The organism is Dyadobacter sp. 676 (assembly GCF_040448675.1).
Lineage (GTDB): Bacteria > Bacteroidota > Bacteroidia > Cytophagales > Spirosomataceae > Dyadobacter.
The window spans coordinates 3,554,518-3,570,103 of sequence record NZ_CP159289.1; the positions used below are offsets into that span (position 1 = coordinate 3,554,518).

Annotated in this window: 10 protein-coding genes and 1 riboswitch; of the genes, 6 read left to right on the forward strand and 4 right to left on the reverse strand. The window is 49.9% G+C overall.

The genetic code is table 11. From position 1 onward, the window contains the following. Nucleotides 1-398 precede the first annotated feature (398 nt). On the forward strand, nucleotides 399-1,877 hold the full coding sequence (locus ABV298_RS16005) for an arginine decarboxylase (RefSeq protein ID WP_353723047.1): 1,479 nt from the start codon (nucleotides 399-401) through the stop codon (nucleotides 1,875-1,877). Between the two features lie 241 nt (nucleotides 1,878-2,118). On the opposite strand, the gene ABV298_RS16010 is transcribed toward ABV298_RS16005, so the two are convergent. From ABV298_RS16010 to ABV298_RS16025, 4 genes are all read right to left on the reverse strand, one after another. Continuing rightward, a complete protein-coding gene (locus ABV298_RS16010) occupies nucleotides 2,119-2,643 on the reverse strand; it encodes an HAD family hydrolase (RefSeq protein WP_353723048.1) in 525 nt (174 codons plus the stop codon). A gap of 2 nt (nucleotides 2,644-2,645) precedes the next feature. Continuing rightward, nucleotides 2,646-3,674, reverse strand: a complete 1,029-nt coding sequence (gene hemE, locus ABV298_RS16015; RefSeq protein ID WP_353723049.1) for a uroporphyrinogen decarboxylase — start codon at nucleotides 3,672-3,674, stop codon at nucleotides 2,646-2,648. A 27-nt stretch (nucleotides 3,675-3,701) separates the two neighbouring features. Next, nucleotides 3,702-6,149 (reverse strand): TonB-dependent receptor, encoded by a 2,448-nt coding sequence (locus ABV298_RS16020; RefSeq protein WP_353723050.1) that lies wholly within the window; start codon nucleotides 6,147-6,149, stop codon nucleotides 3,702-3,704. A gap of 69 nt (nucleotides 6,150-6,218) precedes the next feature. After that, a riboswitch (TPP riboswitch) is annotated at nucleotides 6,219-6,313 on the reverse strand. A gap of 8 nt (nucleotides 6,314-6,321) precedes the next feature. Beyond that, complete coding sequence (locus tag ABV298_RS16025; RefSeq protein ID WP_353723051.1) at nucleotides 6,322-6,624, reverse strand: addiction module protein; 303 nt, start codon at nucleotides 6,622-6,624, stop codon at nucleotides 6,322-6,324. Nucleotides 6,625-6,771: 147 nt separating this feature from the next. On the opposite strand from ABV298_RS16025, the gene rocD reads away from it, so the two are divergent. The 5 genes from rocD to ABV298_RS16050 all read left to right on the forward strand — a co-directional run bounded on the left by rocD (nucleotide 6,772) and on the right by ABV298_RS16050 (nucleotide 15,514). After that, a complete protein-coding gene (rocD, locus tag ABV298_RS16030; RefSeq protein WP_353723052.1) occupies nucleotides 6,772-8,034 on the forward strand; it encodes an ornithine--oxo-acid transaminase in 1,263 nt (420 codons plus the stop codon). Then, nucleotides 8,031-9,422 carry a S41 family peptidase gene (locus tag ABV298_RS16035; protein ID WP_353723053.1) on the forward strand — a complete coding sequence of 464 codons (1,392 nt, stop codon included), beginning with the start codon at nucleotides 8,031-8,033 and terminating at the stop codon, nucleotides 9,420-9,422. The genes rocD and ABV298_RS16035 overlap by 4 nt, the downstream gene beginning before the upstream one ends. A 110-nt stretch (nucleotides 9,423-9,532) precedes the next feature. Continuing rightward, nucleotides 9,533-11,047, forward strand: a complete 1,515-nt coding sequence (locus tag ABV298_RS16040) for a GH3 auxin-responsive promoter family protein (RefSeq protein ID WP_353723054.1) — start codon at nucleotides 9,533-9,535, stop codon at nucleotides 11,045-11,047. Nucleotides 11,048-11,167: 120 nt separating this feature from the next. Then, complete coding sequence (locus ABV298_RS16045) at nucleotides 11,168-14,266, forward strand: SMC family ATPase (protein WP_353723055.1); 3,099 nt, start codon at nucleotides 11,168-11,170, stop codon at nucleotides 14,264-14,266. 48 nt (nucleotides 14,267-14,314) lie between these two features. Then, nucleotides 14,315-15,514, forward strand: coding sequence for a hypothetical protein (locus tag ABV298_RS16050; protein WP_353723056.1), 1,200 nt, complete (start codon nucleotides 14,315-14,317; stop codon nucleotides 15,512-15,514). Nucleotides 15,515-15,586 lie beyond the last annotated feature (72 nt).

The window sequence follows — 15,586 nt, forward strand, 5'->3', positions numbered from 1 at the left end:
GTCTGACGAGCTCTAAGCCGTTTTACAAGCGCCGCCATTTTGGGGAGTATCATAATAAATGGTTTTTAGTTGTTGAGAAATAATAGGATTATATTAAGAATGATTATTCAGGATATCAAGCGGCAAAGGCGGCGACTTATGCCGGCGCCTCATGGGCCGGTTTTCGAATTACGGCCTGAAAATAGGCAGCAGTCAACCGGTTGGTCAATTAAAAAATTATTAAGCGGGGATTTTCAGGTATGAACTTGGCAAATAGAGAGATAAATTGCTTTCGGCCGGGAATGATTTGCCGGTGATCCGTGTTTGGAAATGATGTATATTCTGACCAATTTTCGGGTCATTTTCGTTCCTATTTTTTAACACCCAATTCACTAATTGCCATCGCGACAAACAAATCAATGAAAAGCTACATTGACCTGATTCAGCAGACGTTCGAGTTTCCCACCATGGAGTTCAACGTTGATAATAATGAGTTGCTGTTCAACAATGTACCTCTGATGGATATCATCAAGGAACATGGTACGCCGTTAAAGATCAATTATCTGCCCAAGATCGGGGAACACATCGAGAATGCGAACATGTTCTTCCGGAATGCCTTCAAAAGACACAACTACAAAGGCACCTATACCTATTGCTATTGCACGAAATCGTCGCATTTCAGCTTTGTGCTGGAAGAGGCTTTGAAGCACAACATCCATATCGAAACCTCATCGGCTTTCGATATCCCCATTATCCGGGAGCTTTACCGCCGTGGCAAGGTTAATAAGAGTACTTACATTCTGGCAAATGGCTATAAACTGCCGCGCTACACGCAATACCTGAGCGAGCTGATCAACGAAGGTTTCAACGTGGTGCCTATCCTGGACAACCTCAAAGAGATCGAATCGTACGAACAACAGGTGACGGCGGATTCGGTGCAGTTCGGAATGCGCATTGCGACGGACGAGGAACCGAATTTTGCATTCTATACTTCGCGTCTGGGAATCCGTTATAATGATGTTCAGCAGCTTTATAAGGAGAAGATCGAGCCAAATCCTCGTTTCAAGCTCAAAATGCTGCATTTCTTCATTAATACGGGTATCAAGGATAGCGCCTATTACTGGAGCGAATTGACCCGCTTTATGTTCAAGTACTGCGAAATGAAGAAAATCTGCCCGGATCTCGACTCGATCGACATCGGCGGCGGCCTTCCGATCCAGACTTCACTGCAATCGAACTACGATTACCAGCAGATGATCGACGAGATCATCGAGAATATTCAGTGGATCTGCAATAAGAACAACGTTCCGGTGCCGCATATTTTCACGGAGTTCGGAAGCTACACCGTCGGTGAAAGCGGCGCGGTGATCTATGAAATCATCGACAAAAAGCTTCAAAACGACAAAGAGCTCTGGTACATGATCAACGGCTCGTTTATTACCCAGCTGCCCGATTCGTGGGGAATGAACCAGAAATACATTATGCTGCCGATCAACAACTGGGATAATCCTTACCAAAAGGTGAACCTCGGTGGCCTGACGTGCGACTCGCAGGATTTTTATAATTCAGAAATGCACAGCGCCGATTTGTATATGCCTATTTTCGAAGATAACGAGCCGCAATACATTGGTTTCTTCCACACAGGAGCTTATCAGGAATCACTGGGAGGTTATGGCGGCATCCAGCATTGCCTGATCCCTGCACCGAAACATGTGCTGGTGGATCGCGACGAAGAAGGCCGCATTACGACGCGCGTCTTCGCCGATGAGCAAAACAGCGATTCGATGCTGCGGATCTTAGGTTTCAAAGAGGAGCCTTTCGGAGCGCAGGATAGCAAGCCGGCTGTTGAAAAGCCGCATGTGGAACCGGAGGAAGAATTAGCGGAAACAAAAATCTGATACCGGATATAAAGTTCTTTGAATGAGTTCGTTATTAGTCAGGCTAAAACGCTCATTCAAAGAACTTAATTTTATATTTTTGTAGTGACAAAAACTTATACGAACTGGAAAATGAAAAAGATCTTACTTCTCCTGGCTGTTTGTGGAACATTGGCGGTAGCATCATCTTGCACCAAACACGCCTGTCCTGCTTACGGATCAGTACAGAAAACCCAGCCCGCGCCGGTAGTAAAAGCTTAATTTACTGCTGCAATATCAGCCTGGCGGCTTCCAGCAAATTCACAGCGGCGTAGTCTCCCGTCGATTTTTCTGCATTCGGGATGATGTGAACCGTTTTTAAGCCTACATTTTTTCCTGCTTCCATATCCCGGTCCCGGTCGCCGATCATCCACGATTGTGCTGGATCAATAGCATATTTGGCCATGGCCTTCTCGATCAGCAACGAGCCCGGTTTCCGCGATAATGAGTTACCGGAATAGGCCGGGTGGTAAGGCGAGAAATACAAATCGTCGAGTGCGTTACCGGAGGCCTTTTGCATCGCTTCGTGAATGGCATATACGTTCTCCGCCGTATAAAGTCCTTTGGCAATGCCGGCCTGGTTGGTGATGACAATTAGCAGATAACCCGCCTCTTTCAGCATTTGCAATGCTTCGACGACACCTTCGGGTATAACGAGCTCTTCCAGCTTGTACAAATAATCCGGGCAATCCTCATTCAGTACTCCGTCGCGATCGAGGAATACACATTTATTTTGATTCAAAACCATATTTACAGGGAGGAATACTCTTTAACCGCCTCTATGAAGCATCTTACCTTGTCCGGATCAGTGTCGGGGTAGACGCCATGGCCGAGATTCGCAATGTAGCGTTGTGTGCCAAACTGTTCCAGCATTTTCCTGACCTCCGCCCGGATCTGGTCGAAGGAAGAATAGAGTACGCAAGGATCGAGGTTGCCCTGCAATGTTTTGTCCGGGATCAGTTCACGCGATTCGGCGATGTCCATATTCCAGTCGAGGCCCACAACCGAACAACTTAGCGCGCCAATTTCTTTTCTGGCGAAAAATGCGCCTTTGGCAAAAACAGTTACGGGCACTTCGGTAATGGTGTCGCAAATCTGTTTGATATAAGGCAAAGAGAAAACGCGGTATTGTTCCGGCGACAGAATGCCCGCCCAGGAGTCGAAAAGTTGTACAATATCGGCACCGGCCGCGATCTGCGCTTTCAGATAGGCGATCGTGCTGTCGGTGATTTGTTGCAATAATGTATGTGAAAACTCCGGATCGGTGTATAAATGCTTTTTGGCTACCGAGAACGTCTTGGAGCCTTTGCCTTCCGTCATGTAGCAGAAGATCGTGAACGGCGCGCCCGCGAAGCCGATCAGCGGGACGCGGCCGGCGAGGCCTTCTTTCGTGATTTTAATGGCGTCCAGCACATATTTCAAATCCGTTTCCGGCTCCGCGATGTGCAGTTTTTGCAAATCATTCAAGGTGTGCACGGTGCTCGGGAAAACCGGCCCGCGCTGTTCCGCCATTTCGTAGGGCAGGCCCATTGCCTCGGGGATCACAAGAATGTCGGAAAATATAATGGCCGCATCGACGCCCAGCAAATCAACAGGTTGAAGGGTCACTTCTGCCGCCATTTCGGGTGTAGTGGCCAATTTGATAAAACTTCCGGCTTTCTCGCGAACGGCCCGGTATTCGGCAAGGATGCGTCCGGCCTGGCGCATCATCCAAACGGGCGTGCGTTCGGTCTTCTCCCCCCGCGCCGCCCGAAGCAAAAGGTCATTTTTCAGATTCATGCGGCAAAGGTAGGGAGAAAGTGGTTATCAAAACCTGAAATTCACCCCGACCAGGAAATTCCTTCCCGCTTGCGGGAAATAGAAGTTCTCTTGCGTAAGCGCGCCGCCCGCAATGTAGCCATACGTGTAGCCATTCGACTCATACTTTTCGTCCAGCACATTGTTAATCAGTAAATTGAAGCCAATTTCATTCGCCCAGGATGGCTTGATGGTCCAGGAAAGGCGGATATCGTTGGTCAGGTAGGCATCGAGTTTGCGGGTTTCTGTCGAGGTGTTGTCGAGATACTGCTTGCCTACATATTTGGTGAGTAATGCCAGTTCCAGGTTTTTATGCAGTGTATAAGCCACCTGACTCCCGACAATCACATTCGGAGAAAACGAAATATCCGATTTACCGTGATCTACGGTTTTATAACCACCGTTATCATAGTCTACAATGTATTCTGTAAAGTTTTTGATTTTGTTCTGGCTGAAAGTCGCGTTCGCATTCCATTTCAAATGGTTGTTGAAAACCACTGCGCCTTCCAGTTCGATACCGGTGCGGTAGCTTTCAGGCACATTCACGCGCACGGAGCCGCCCACGTCGTTGATCTGGCCGGTAAGTACAAGCTGGTTTTTGTAGCTCATCAGGTAATAATTTGCGGCAAATGCCCACTTTCCCTGTTGCGTGCGGAAACCGGCCTCTACATTCTGCAAACGTTCGCTTTTTGGGAACAAGTTCGCTGTGGATGAAGTGAAATCATCGCGGTTAGGCTCGCGGTTGCCGATGCTATATGATGCATAAACCGAACTTTGCTCAGCCAGTTGATAAGTAAGGCCAGCCTTTGGATTAAAGAACGAATAGGACTGGTCGAATGCGAGTTGAACGAGATCATTGTCGGTCCCGTGGATCGCGTGGCTAACGCGACGGTATTGGAGGTCGGCGAATGCCGTGAGCTTCTCGGTGAATGCGTAATACAGTTTCCCGTACAAGTTGAAATCCTTCTTTTTACCCGTGCTGAAATAGTATTGGTGCTCGTTCTCGATGTTGCCCGCATTGCGTGCCCAGATAATCTGGCCGTAATGGTCGCCGTCGTACCGGTTCCAGCCGCCGCCAAAGCTGGCGGTCAGCTTTTTGAAACTGTTGTAATCGAAGGAAAATGTGGTCCCGTAAAAGTAATTGTCGAGCCACCGCCGACGGATGAAGTCGGTGCTGGTGAGCGTGTCTTTGCCGATGACTACATTGGGAAGATTGTAATTGGCGTAATCGTCTGCCATACGATATTGTTCATAATAACCCAGTCCGCGTACGAGGAATGCGTTCAGATTGAATGTCAGTTTGTTACTAAGATTATGGGACGAAACGACCTGGTAATGGTCCTGGCGGTAGTTATCCACCTCGTTTTTATAGGTGTAAGAATTATAAGTCCGATTATTAGAATTGAGCAGATTTTGCGCATCTTTTTCGCCAAGGCCATTCCGGTCGATATAGGCCAGAATACCCTCGCGGTCACCGCGCAATTTCGCTTCCGGCACACCGTTCCACGACTGGTAAGTGCGTTCCTTTCCGGAAAAAACGTTCACTCGCACAAAGCTTTTCTTGCCAAAGTACCCGCCTGAAAGGTAGTAGGAATGCAATTCAGAAGAAGCCCGGTCTACAAAGCCGTCCGAAGACACCCGCGACAGCCGCGCGTCGAATGTAAACTTATCCTTAATCAGCCCCGAGCCAACTTTCAATGTATTTTTAAATGTATTGAAAGTGCCGTAGGAATTGTTCAGCTCCGCATAAGCCGCTTCGCGGAATGCATTGGTATTGATATTCACCGAAGCGCCGAATGCGCCTGCACCGTTCGTGGAAGCGCCCACGCCGCGCTGGATCTGGATGCTGCTTACCGACGAGGCAAAATCCGGCATGTTTACCCAGAAAACGCCTTGACTTTCAGCGTCGTTGTAAGGAATGCCATTCACAGTCACGTTAATACGGGTCGCGTCGGAGCCACGTATGCGCATGCCCGTGTAGCCCACGCCCCCGCCCGCGTCGCTCGTACTCACGAGGGAGGGCGAGAAGTTGAGGAGTACAGGCAGGTCCTGCCCGAGATTTTGTTTGTCGATTTGCGCGGCCGTTACATTAGTATAGGCCATACCCGTCTTATCGTTCACACGAGTGGCGTTGATGATCACCTCGTCGGCCTGGTAAGTGCTTTTGCTGAGCTTGATTTCCAGTTGGTTTGAAGCGCCGAGCGGAATTTTGGAAGTTTGATAGCCGATGTAGGAAATGCCCAGCGCATCGATATTCTCGGATATGTTTTTTAAAACAAAATGGCCGTCCTTGTCGGTGCTTGTGCCGCGGATTTCGCCGGCCTTAATAGTAGCGCCGGGCAGCGGCTTGCCGTCTTCCGCGTCGGTCACGCGGCCCGAGATTGTTTTTTGGGCAAAAGACAGGAGTGAAGAAGCGCTCAGCAAGAGCGTCAGCAGATAGGTAGTAATTTTTCGCATTGCGATCAATAATTACAACAGGCAGGGGCCACCTATCAAAAGTTCGATAAAATATTAACAGAAAACAGCCGGTTCCGGCTTTCTCTCCCTACGCCGGCATTACCCGGATCAGGTTAAATGGGTATGATCTCAGCCCGTTCGGTAGGGCACCCCTTGAGATTATGCTGCAAAATTAAGGGTTGGGAGTGGAAGATACTAGCAATGGGCTGCTATTGTTCCCACCTCTCTGCTTTATCGGGGTCCTGACTGGTGTGCCAGATCCCCTGATGGCTTCTTCTAAATCGAAAACGTCTTCCAGCCCGTTCTCGTAGGCCTCCAATCTTTCTGCCAGCAATTCCTTGTGCCATTCAGGAATTGGACACTCTTCGGCCTTGCCAATGTCCTGATATTTTGATTTAAGCGCATTCCAATCTGCGATAGGAATGTATACGCCCCGGGTTATCCCTTTTCTGTCTGAAATATATCTGAGTTTCATGACGATTCTTTTTTCAATGTTTGCACTTGCTGTCTAACAAATATAACCAATTAAATTCAATACATATTTTGCGCTTATCCGCATTTTAGCGGCGTTTTCCTTATTTTTACATATTTCAATGCTGACTTATTAATTGCCTGAATTACAATGAAAAACTATACAGACACGACGGATATCAGTGCTTCCCAGCATGCGATGGAACTGGAATACCGGTACGGAGCGCACAACTACAAACCAATGCCGGTAGTGATCGAACGGGGCTCGGGAGTTTTTTTGTGGGATGTAGAGGGAAAGCAGTATTTCGATTTCCTTTCGGCTTACAGCGCGGTGAGCCAGGGGCACTGCCATCCGAAAATTGTGAATGCAATGATCGAACAGGCTCAAAAGCTGACGCTCACGTCACGCGCATTCTATAACGACCGCCTCGGCGAATGCGAGAGGTTTCTTTGCGAATATTTCGGGTATGATAAGGCGCTGATGATGAATTCGGGCGTTGAAGGCGGCGAAACGGCGCTGAAACTGACCCGTAAATGGGCGTATAAAGTAAAGGGAATCGCTCCGGGCAAGGCCAAAACGGTGTACGCAGCCGGTAACTTCTGGGGCCGTACACTGGCGGCGATTTCGTCCTCGACAGACCCTTCTTCTACGAATGACTACGGCCCTTTCCTGCCCGGCTACGAAATCATTCCCTACAATGACCTGAATACGCTGGAAGGCCTGCTGAGAAGCGACCCCAATATTGCCGGGTTCATGGTGGAACCTATCCAGGGCGAAGCCGGTGTAGTAGTGCCGGACGAAGGTTATCTGAGGGGCGTGCGGGATTTGTGTACGAAATATAATGTCCTCTTCATTGCCGACGAGGTACAAACCGGCATCGGCCGCACGGGTAGGCGGCTGGCGTGTGACTGGGAAGGTGTGAAGCCGGACATTCTCGTTCTCGGGAAAGCGTTATCCGGTGGTACCATGCCAGTATCGGCCGCATTGGCCGATGACGAGGTAATGCTCACCATCGCGCCGGGCGAACATGGCTCTACTTACGGCGGTAATCCGTTGGCCTGTGCGGTCACCATCGCCGCATTGCAGGTCGTAGAGGAGGAAAATCTCGCCACAAATGCCGAACGAATGGGCCGGGTTTTTCGCGAAAGAATGCAGCGCCTTCAAAAGCAATGTTCTCTGATCGAAAACGTTAGAGGAAAAGGGTTGCTCAACGCGATTGTGATCAACGACACGGAGGATAGCGGCACGGCCATGGACCTTTGTTATAAAATGATGGAGAAAGGGCTCTTGTGCAAGCCTACGCATGGTAACAAAATACGTTTCGCGCCGCCATTGGTCATCAATGAGGCACAAACGGAGGAGGCTTGTCGTATTCTCGAAGAGGTATTTTTAGAAATGAACGGAAATCTATGAAACTGAGACTTTTCCTGCCTGTACTTTTCCTGGCCGCTTTCGTTTTTTCCTGCAAGGAGAAAAACGTAGACCCCAAGAATGATACCGAAACCAACCAGTGGATTTATTCCAATATGAAATACTGGTATTACTGGACCGACCACATTACGGCATCGCCCGATTACAATAAAACACCCGGCGACTTTTTCAATTCGTTGCTTTACAAGTACGACGCAACCGCCCGCCCCGACGGCGACCGGTTTTCGTGGATGCAGGAAGATGCCAAGGAATTGGAAGCGTCTTTGGGAGGCGAGTCGAAAACCAGCGGCATGGAGTACAAGCTGGTATATTTTCCGGCTAACACGAGTAATATAGTCGGTATCGTACTCTATGTGATCCCTGGCTCACCTGCCGCGAAGGCCGGCTTTGTGCGGGGCGATGTTTTCAGCAGCGTAAATGGCCAGAAACTGACGGACTCCAATTATTCCAAATTGTTGAACACGCAGGATAAGTTAACCTACACCCTGGCCGATATCGAGGACGGTACATTGAAGGAGACCACAACTACCAGAGACGTGACGCCCGTCGTGTTGCAGGAGGATCCGGTATTTTTCGATTCCGTATACACGGTTGGGGCGAGTAAAATCGGCTATGTGGTTTATCACCAGTTTATTCCGGAGCCTTATCAGGCAAATAACCAGGCATATGATAAAAAGCTGGACGCGATCTTTTCGGAATTTAAAAACAGCAACATCAATGCGTTGGTACTCGACTTGCGCTACAACCCCGGTGGCTATGTCAGCTCTGCGACGAACCTGGCAAGCCTCATCGGCAAGGTCACGGCCAACGACGTATTTTATTACAAGGAATACAACAAACAGGTCACCGAAACGAGTCTCAAAAAATACGGCGAGTCCTATTTCTACGATAAGTTCATTCAAAAAAGCCAGAATGTGGGCAGTAACCTGAAACACCTGGTGGTACTGGTATCGTCCCGCACGGCCTCGGCGAGCGAGCTGCTGATCAATGGTTTGAAGCCATTCATGACCGTGACATTAGTGGGTGGCAGGACGGTCGGAAAGAACGTCGGCTCGGTAACATTGAGCGATGAGAAAAACGGTATCCGGGTAGGTTTGCAGCCGATCGTGTCGAAATCATTGAATAAGGATAAAAAGTCGGATTACCATGTTGGTTTCGAGCCGGATGTGAAAGTGAACGAAGGCAATATCCTCTATCCTTACGGCGATCCGCGCGACCCTTTGCTGGGCGAGGCGTTATTTCAGATTACAGGCACACATGTAACGCGTCAGCTGCGTAGCGCGCGCGCGTTGCAGGAAGAAGCAAGTGCCGAACTATCGTCGTCGATCAGCCGGAAGGCCGGCGGCAGCAATATGTTCTACGACAGATAACGACCGGTTGATAAAATTTTTTGAATGGTGTGAGAACGGTATCCGACTGTTCTCGCACCATTTTTTATTGCTATTTTTACAGACTTGCGTATTCTAACTAATTGACCTTTATGAAGCTGGTAAACGATATGACTGTCTGGTTTATGAAGCGGCGCTTCGAACGGATCGAACAGTTTATGAAGTACCCTATTGAAACCCAGCAGCGTATATTTTCGGAATTGATCGAGACCGCCCGCTACACCGAATGGGGCAGCCGCTACAACTACGGACAGATCAAATCGGTAAGGGAATTTCAGGAGCAGGTACCTATTTCGGCTTACGAGCAACTTTACCCCTATATCGAGCGGGTATTGAAAGGCGAACCGAACGTGCTCTGGCCGTCGCAGATCGAATGGTTTTCCAAATCGTCGGGTACGACCAATGCGCGGAGTAAATTTCTGCCCGTTTCGCCCGAGGCACTGGAAGAGTGCCATTACGAAGGTGGCAAGGATATGATGACGTTGCTGATCAATAACCGGCCTGATACCCGTGTTTTCGATGGAAAAGGGCTGTCGATCGGAGGGACTTTGCATGCGAACCCATTTGATGATTACACACAGATCGGCGACGTATCGGCGGTCATTATGCAGAATCTGCCCTCCTGGGCGGAATTTATGCGTACGCCGCCGCTGGAAGTGGCTTTGATGGATCATTGGGAAAGCAAGCTGGATAAAATGGCGTCGATATGCTCACAGGAGAACGTGACGAGCATTCTCGGCGTCCCGACCTGGACGATCGTACTCCTCGACCAGATTCTGGAACGGACCGGTAAGAAGAATATGCTCGAAGTCTGGCCCGATTTCGAGGTATTCGTGCACGGGGCGGTATCATTCGAGCCCTACCGCGATTTGTTCATGACCAAATATTTCCCCTCGGATCAGGTATTATATCTCGAAACATACAGCGCGTCGGAAGGTTTTTTCGCGATACAGGATGATATCAACCGCGTTGGTGAAATGCTGTTGATGCTCGATTACGGCATTTTTTACGAATTCGTGCCGATCGAGGATCTTGGCAAGGAAAATCCCAAAGCATTGTTGCTGAACGAAGTGGAGGTAGGGAAAAACTACGCAATGGTGATTTCGACTAATGCGGGCCTTTGGCGCTATCTGATTGGCGATACCGTGAAATTTACTTCAACCTATCCGTTCCGCGTGAAGGTGAGCGGGCGCACCAAACATTTTATCAATGCATTCGGGGAAGAAGTGATTGTAGAGAATGCCGATCACGCTATTAAGGTAGCGGCACATGAAACCGACGCGCTGGTGGCAAACTACACGGCTGGACCGGTATACATGGGCGACGGCTCAAGGGGCTGTCATGAATGGATCATTGAATTTACCAGAGAGCCCGAGGACCGTGAAGCGTTCGTGCGGGCGCTGGATACCGCATTGCGCGAAGTCAACTCCGACTATGATGCCAAACGTTACAAAGACATGGCCCTCACGCCCCCGCAAGTCCATTTCGCTCCCGCGGGAACGTTCTATGCGTGGCTTGGCAAACAACATAAGCTCGGGGGCCAGAACAAAGTACCGCGTTTGAGCAATACGCGCGAATACCTGGATGATTTGCTTACCAGTTTATGACACTTCGGCAGTCGGCTACCGGCTGTCGGACTTATTTTAAAGCCATAATTTTACCGAAACCGTATTTGATAGCCGGACGCTAATGGCCCGTAGCCGAAAGCTGACAGCCGACAGCCACCTATGATTCCCAAACGATTAAAAATCAAAGGACTATATTCTTATCAAACCGAGCAGGAAATCGATTTCGATCCGTTGACCGACGCTTCGTTGTTCGGGATATTCGGCGCGGTGGGTAGCGGGAAGTCCTCCATTCTGGAAGCGATCACATTTGCATTGTACGGCGATACCGAGCGACTGAATAAATCGGGGGACGACCGGACTTATAACATGATGAACCTCCGGTCGGATGATTTGCTGATTGATTTTGAATGCATTGCAGGAAAAAAGGGCGATCGTTACCGGTTCACGGTGCGCGGAAAGCGGAACAGCAAGAATTTCAAGGACGTAAAAACTTTTGACAGAAAGGGTTATATCTGGCACGAAAACGACTGGGTGCCATTGGCTGAAAACGAATCGACCGAAAGCATCATCGGTCTGAGCTACGACAATTTCCGCCGGACGATCATCATACCGCAGGGGCGTTTCCAGGAATTTATCGAATTGAAGGACGCCGAGCGAACGCGGATGATGAAAGAGCTCTTCCAGCTCGAAAAATATGACCTCAGCCGGAATGTAGGATTGCTGAGCAAGCAAAATGACCTCGCATTATCGAATGTGGACGGCCAGTTGATGGGTCTCGGCGAAGTGACGCAGGATATGCTCGCGGAGGGGGAACAGCGGTTGGAGCAGCTCCGGAAGCAAATTCAGCAAATAGCGGATGAGCTGCTGGTCCAGGCGGAGCTGGAAAGCAATTTTCAGAAGCTCAAACTCGCCGGTGAGAAAATACAGATGCTGCAAAGCAGGCTTGCGGCGCTCGATTCGCAGCGGGCGGCGATGCAGGAACGCGAGGCCTCATTAAAGACTTTTGAGACTTGCTCGCTGCATTTCAAATCCGTTTTCGACCAGAAAAGCAACCTGTTGGCGGCCATCACACGCGACGGGCGCATTTCAGCGACGAATCAGGCCCGGCTGGCGGAACTGGGGACATTGCTCGCGAAGCAACGGGAAACATGGCAAATGCTGAAACCGCGCTACGAAAAGCGCGAAGAGTTACTCGCTACCGCCGAAGAGCTCGAAAAGGTCATGCGGATTATCGAACATTCGCAGGCGGTTAGCAAGAGGAAAGACGCGCTGGTACGCGGCGAACAGCAGTTGAAGGAAAAAGAAAATGCCATTGAAATACTAAAACAGCAAAAACAGGAACTGGAAGTGGCAAACGAGCGGCGCAAGGCCGGGATGGGGGATGTGCTCGAAATGGGGCTCGTGAAATCCTGGTTTACAACGGCGGATAGTCTTGCCGAAAACCGCCAGGCTATTAAAATAGAAGCAGAAACGCTCGCCGCCGAGATCAAGGCTCTGACGGACGGACTGGGACAGCGATTACAAGAGATTACCAACGATTTTGGCATTCAGTTCGGCGAGGGGCATTCATTGGAAACCTTTCAAAAGGGCATTGCCGGATACCTGGAAGCCGGGGATGCAAGCCGGAAAGCGCTGAGCCGCCAGTTACTGCATATGAATACCCGGGTCGCATTGCACCAGTACGCGGGTAATCTTGAAGATGGAGAGCCCTGCCCGCTTTGCGGCTCGCTGCACCATCCCGAAGTCCTGACCGCCGACAGCGCTTTGTCCGCAGAAATAGCGGCGATTGAAAAGCAGTTGAATGCCTTGGATGAGCAGGAAAGGCTGCTAAGACGGTTGCAATCACCGGTTGAACGTGTTTTTAGCCAGATCGAAAATCTTGAAAAACAGAAGTCATCGATCAAACAGCGGTATGCCGATGCGCAGGGCAAATTGAAAACGCATGATGAGGCTTTCATCTGGGCTGCATTCAATAAGTCGGACCGGGAAGGTTTCGAAAGGCGATTTGCCGAAAGCAGCCGGTTGCAGGTTGAAATTAAAGCCGGAGAAGCCGCATTGAAGGCGCTGACCGAGCAGATCGAGGCCGCTGCCAGGGAAAAGACCGAGCAGATCGAAAAGCCGCTCCAAGTGTTGAAGGATGAAATTTTAAGATTGGAAAATACCGTTGAGACGCTTTCCGGGCAGTTATCGAGAGTTGATCTCGGGGATTTCGAAACGGTTGAAAAGAATGTAATTTCAGAAAAGATCGCCGCACTGAAAGCCGATTACCAACAGCTTTCCGCTGCATTCGCCGAAGCCGAAAAACAAGTTGATGTGCTCGAAAAGGATCGAAATACGCTTTCCGGCAGCCAAACGACATTATTGGCCGCCTTGGACGGCAGCCGGCGCGAGTTGGCGGCTGTACAGGAAAAGATCGATGGGCAACTGGCCGCTTTTGCGTTTGAATCGGAGGCACAAGTGAAGGAAATATTGCAAAAGCCGATCCGGATCGAAACCGAACGGCAGGCGATCGACGAGTTCAAACTTGCGCTGGAAACGACCGGCGCCGAGCTGAAAAGCCTGCTGGAAGATCATGCCGGCGAGCAATATGACGCGGCAAGGCACGAAGAGGTAACCGCATTGAAAAATGCATTGACCGAAAACCTGAACGCTCAGCGAAAGGAAGAGGGCAATATCGGCGGACGGCTGAAACAAATGGCGGAAGACCTGGCAAAAAAAGCGGTACTCCTTGCCGAAAAAGGCCGTTTGCAACTCAGGAAGGAGCATCTCGACGACCTCGCGAAGCTATTTCGTTCCAGCGGATTCGTGGATTATGCATCCAGCATTTACCTGCAAAATCTCATTCAGACGGCCAATCACCGCTTCCACCAGATGACACATCAGCAGCTTCACCTGGAACTCGGCGAAGGCAATAGTTTCTGGGTCAGGGATTTGTTGAACGGCGGACATCTGCGGTTGCTTAAAACGCTCTCGGGCGGACAGAAATTTCAGGCGGCATTATCGCTCGCGCTCGCGCTGGCAGACCATATTCACGTCAGGAACGAGTCGAGTCACAACTTCTTTTTCCTCGATGAGGGGTTTGGTTCGCTGGATAAAAATGCGCTGCAAACCGTTTTCGAAACCTTGAAATCGCTGCGCAGGGAAAACCGGATCGTGGGTATAATCAGTCACGTGGAGGACCTGCAACAGGAAATCCAGATGTATCTGCGCATTACCGAAAGCGAAGAAGGCAGCCGGATCGAACCCAGTTGGAAATGAGTATCACACATTAAATGTATATTTGGGCCTATTTGCCCAAGCCGCCCTATGCTTTTGGAAAACTTTTACGGTTCGTCCCTACGCTGGATCGAAGCCCACTTGTCAGGAAAGAACTGGTTGTGGAAGCTCACCCTTTTTGCCGTGGCATTATCGCTTTTCCTTGCATTCCCGCCTTATTCGCTTCTTTTTAATCACCTGACACACAATGGGGTTAGTCTCGATGCCTGGGTTTTTATCCGAAACCAGGCGGAAGATTTGCTGCATCCGAAAGACATGGACTACGATGTCCGCCGCGAGAATATGATTTTTCGCTGGACACTTCCATTATTATCGTTTTTGACCGGTCACAACGTACTGCTTATCCTGATCATCCAGGGCGTGCTCGGCGTGTTGTTTTTATACAAAATCGCGCGATATACGTACTCGGTTTCCGGTGACAAAGTCGTCACCGCGCTCTTCGTGACGGCCATTGCCAACATCTTCGTAAGCGTGTGGGCGTTCGCGGACGTGCATGGGTATGGCGACGAATACGCTTTTTTCTTCCTCCTGCTCGCATTGCTGAGCAAAAACCCGCTGGTAATATTTCTTTCGTTGCAAATTGCTTTTTTTACTGACGAGCGGGCGGTGGTGGCCGGGGGGTACCTGTTGCTTTGGTGGATGGGTACGAAAGCCTTTCGAAACAACGATTTCAGTGTTCCCGGGCTGTTGAAGTCAGTTTTTACCGGTGAAAGCCTGGTTGTGTGGGTCGCATGGGCGATCTACTTCACGATCCGCGAATATGTGCAGATGACCTACTTCCCGCATCACACCTACTCCACGATCGGTACGCCCGTGTTGCTGGCAAATGCGCACCGTAACGGGTTGGGCAGCAGCATTTGGGGCGCATTCGAAGGAACCTGGCTTATTCTGATCGCCGCTTTCCTCGTACTGTATCTGGCCAAGCGCTTCTGGTTACTGCTGGCGCTTATGGCCGGTTTCGCGGTGCTGGTTGCCACAGGTATTTATGTACACGATATCGACAGGGCATTATCGTACGGATTCCCCTTCATCTTGCTTGCCGCGTTTATTCTCATCGAAACTTCTTCCACCGCGACGATCCGTCTTATCCTGTTTTTGACGATGGTTATCTGCGTGTGCCATCCGCAGGTTTTTTACATGGGTTATAACAAAATCCTCTGGCTGGAACCCCTGCCTGTAAAGTTGCTCATGCTGATCGATCACCGTATGCAATGGGGATTGTTCAGTTAGGGGCATGTACCGAATGTTTTCGTCCTCTGCTAACCACACCGGAAACAATGGCCGATCCGGATTTGGAGGATA

Coding starts and splice junctions, on each gene's coding strand:
- ABV298_RS16005 (WP_353723047.1), top strand. CDS start 399: ATGAAAAGCTACATTGACCTGATTCAGCAGACGTTCGAGTTTCCCACC.
- ABV298_RS16010 (WP_353723048.1), bottom strand. CDS start 2,643: ATGGTTTTGAATCAAAATAAATGTGTATTCCTCGATCGCGACGGAGTA.
- hemE (WP_353723049.1), bottom strand. CDS start 3,674: ATGAATCTGAAAAATGACCTTTTGCTTCGGGCGGCGCGGGGGGAGAAG.
- ABV298_RS16020 (WP_353723050.1), bottom strand. CDS start 6,149: ATGCGAAAAATTACTACCTATCTGCTGACGCTCTTGCTGAGCGCTTCT.
- ABV298_RS16025 (WP_353723051.1), bottom strand. CDS start 6,624: ATGAAACTCAGATATATTTCAGACAGAAAAGGGATAACCCGGGGCGTA.
- rocD (WP_353723052.1), top strand. CDS start 6,772: ATGAAAAACTATACAGACACGACGGATATCAGTGCTTCCCAGCATGCG.
- ABV298_RS16035 (WP_353723053.1), top strand. CDS start 8,031: ATGAAACTGAGACTTTTCCTGCCTGTACTTTTCCTGGCCGCTTTCGTT.
- ABV298_RS16040 (WP_353723054.1), top strand. CDS start 9,533: ATGAAGCTGGTAAACGATATGACTGTCTGGTTTATGAAGCGGCGCTTC.
- ABV298_RS16045 (WP_353723055.1), top strand. CDS start 11,168: ATGATTCCCAAACGATTAAAAATCAAAGGACTATATTCTTATCAAACC.
- ABV298_RS16050 (WP_353723056.1), top strand. CDS start 14,315: ATGCTTTTGGAAAACTTTTACGGTTCGTCCCTACGCTGGATCGAAGCC.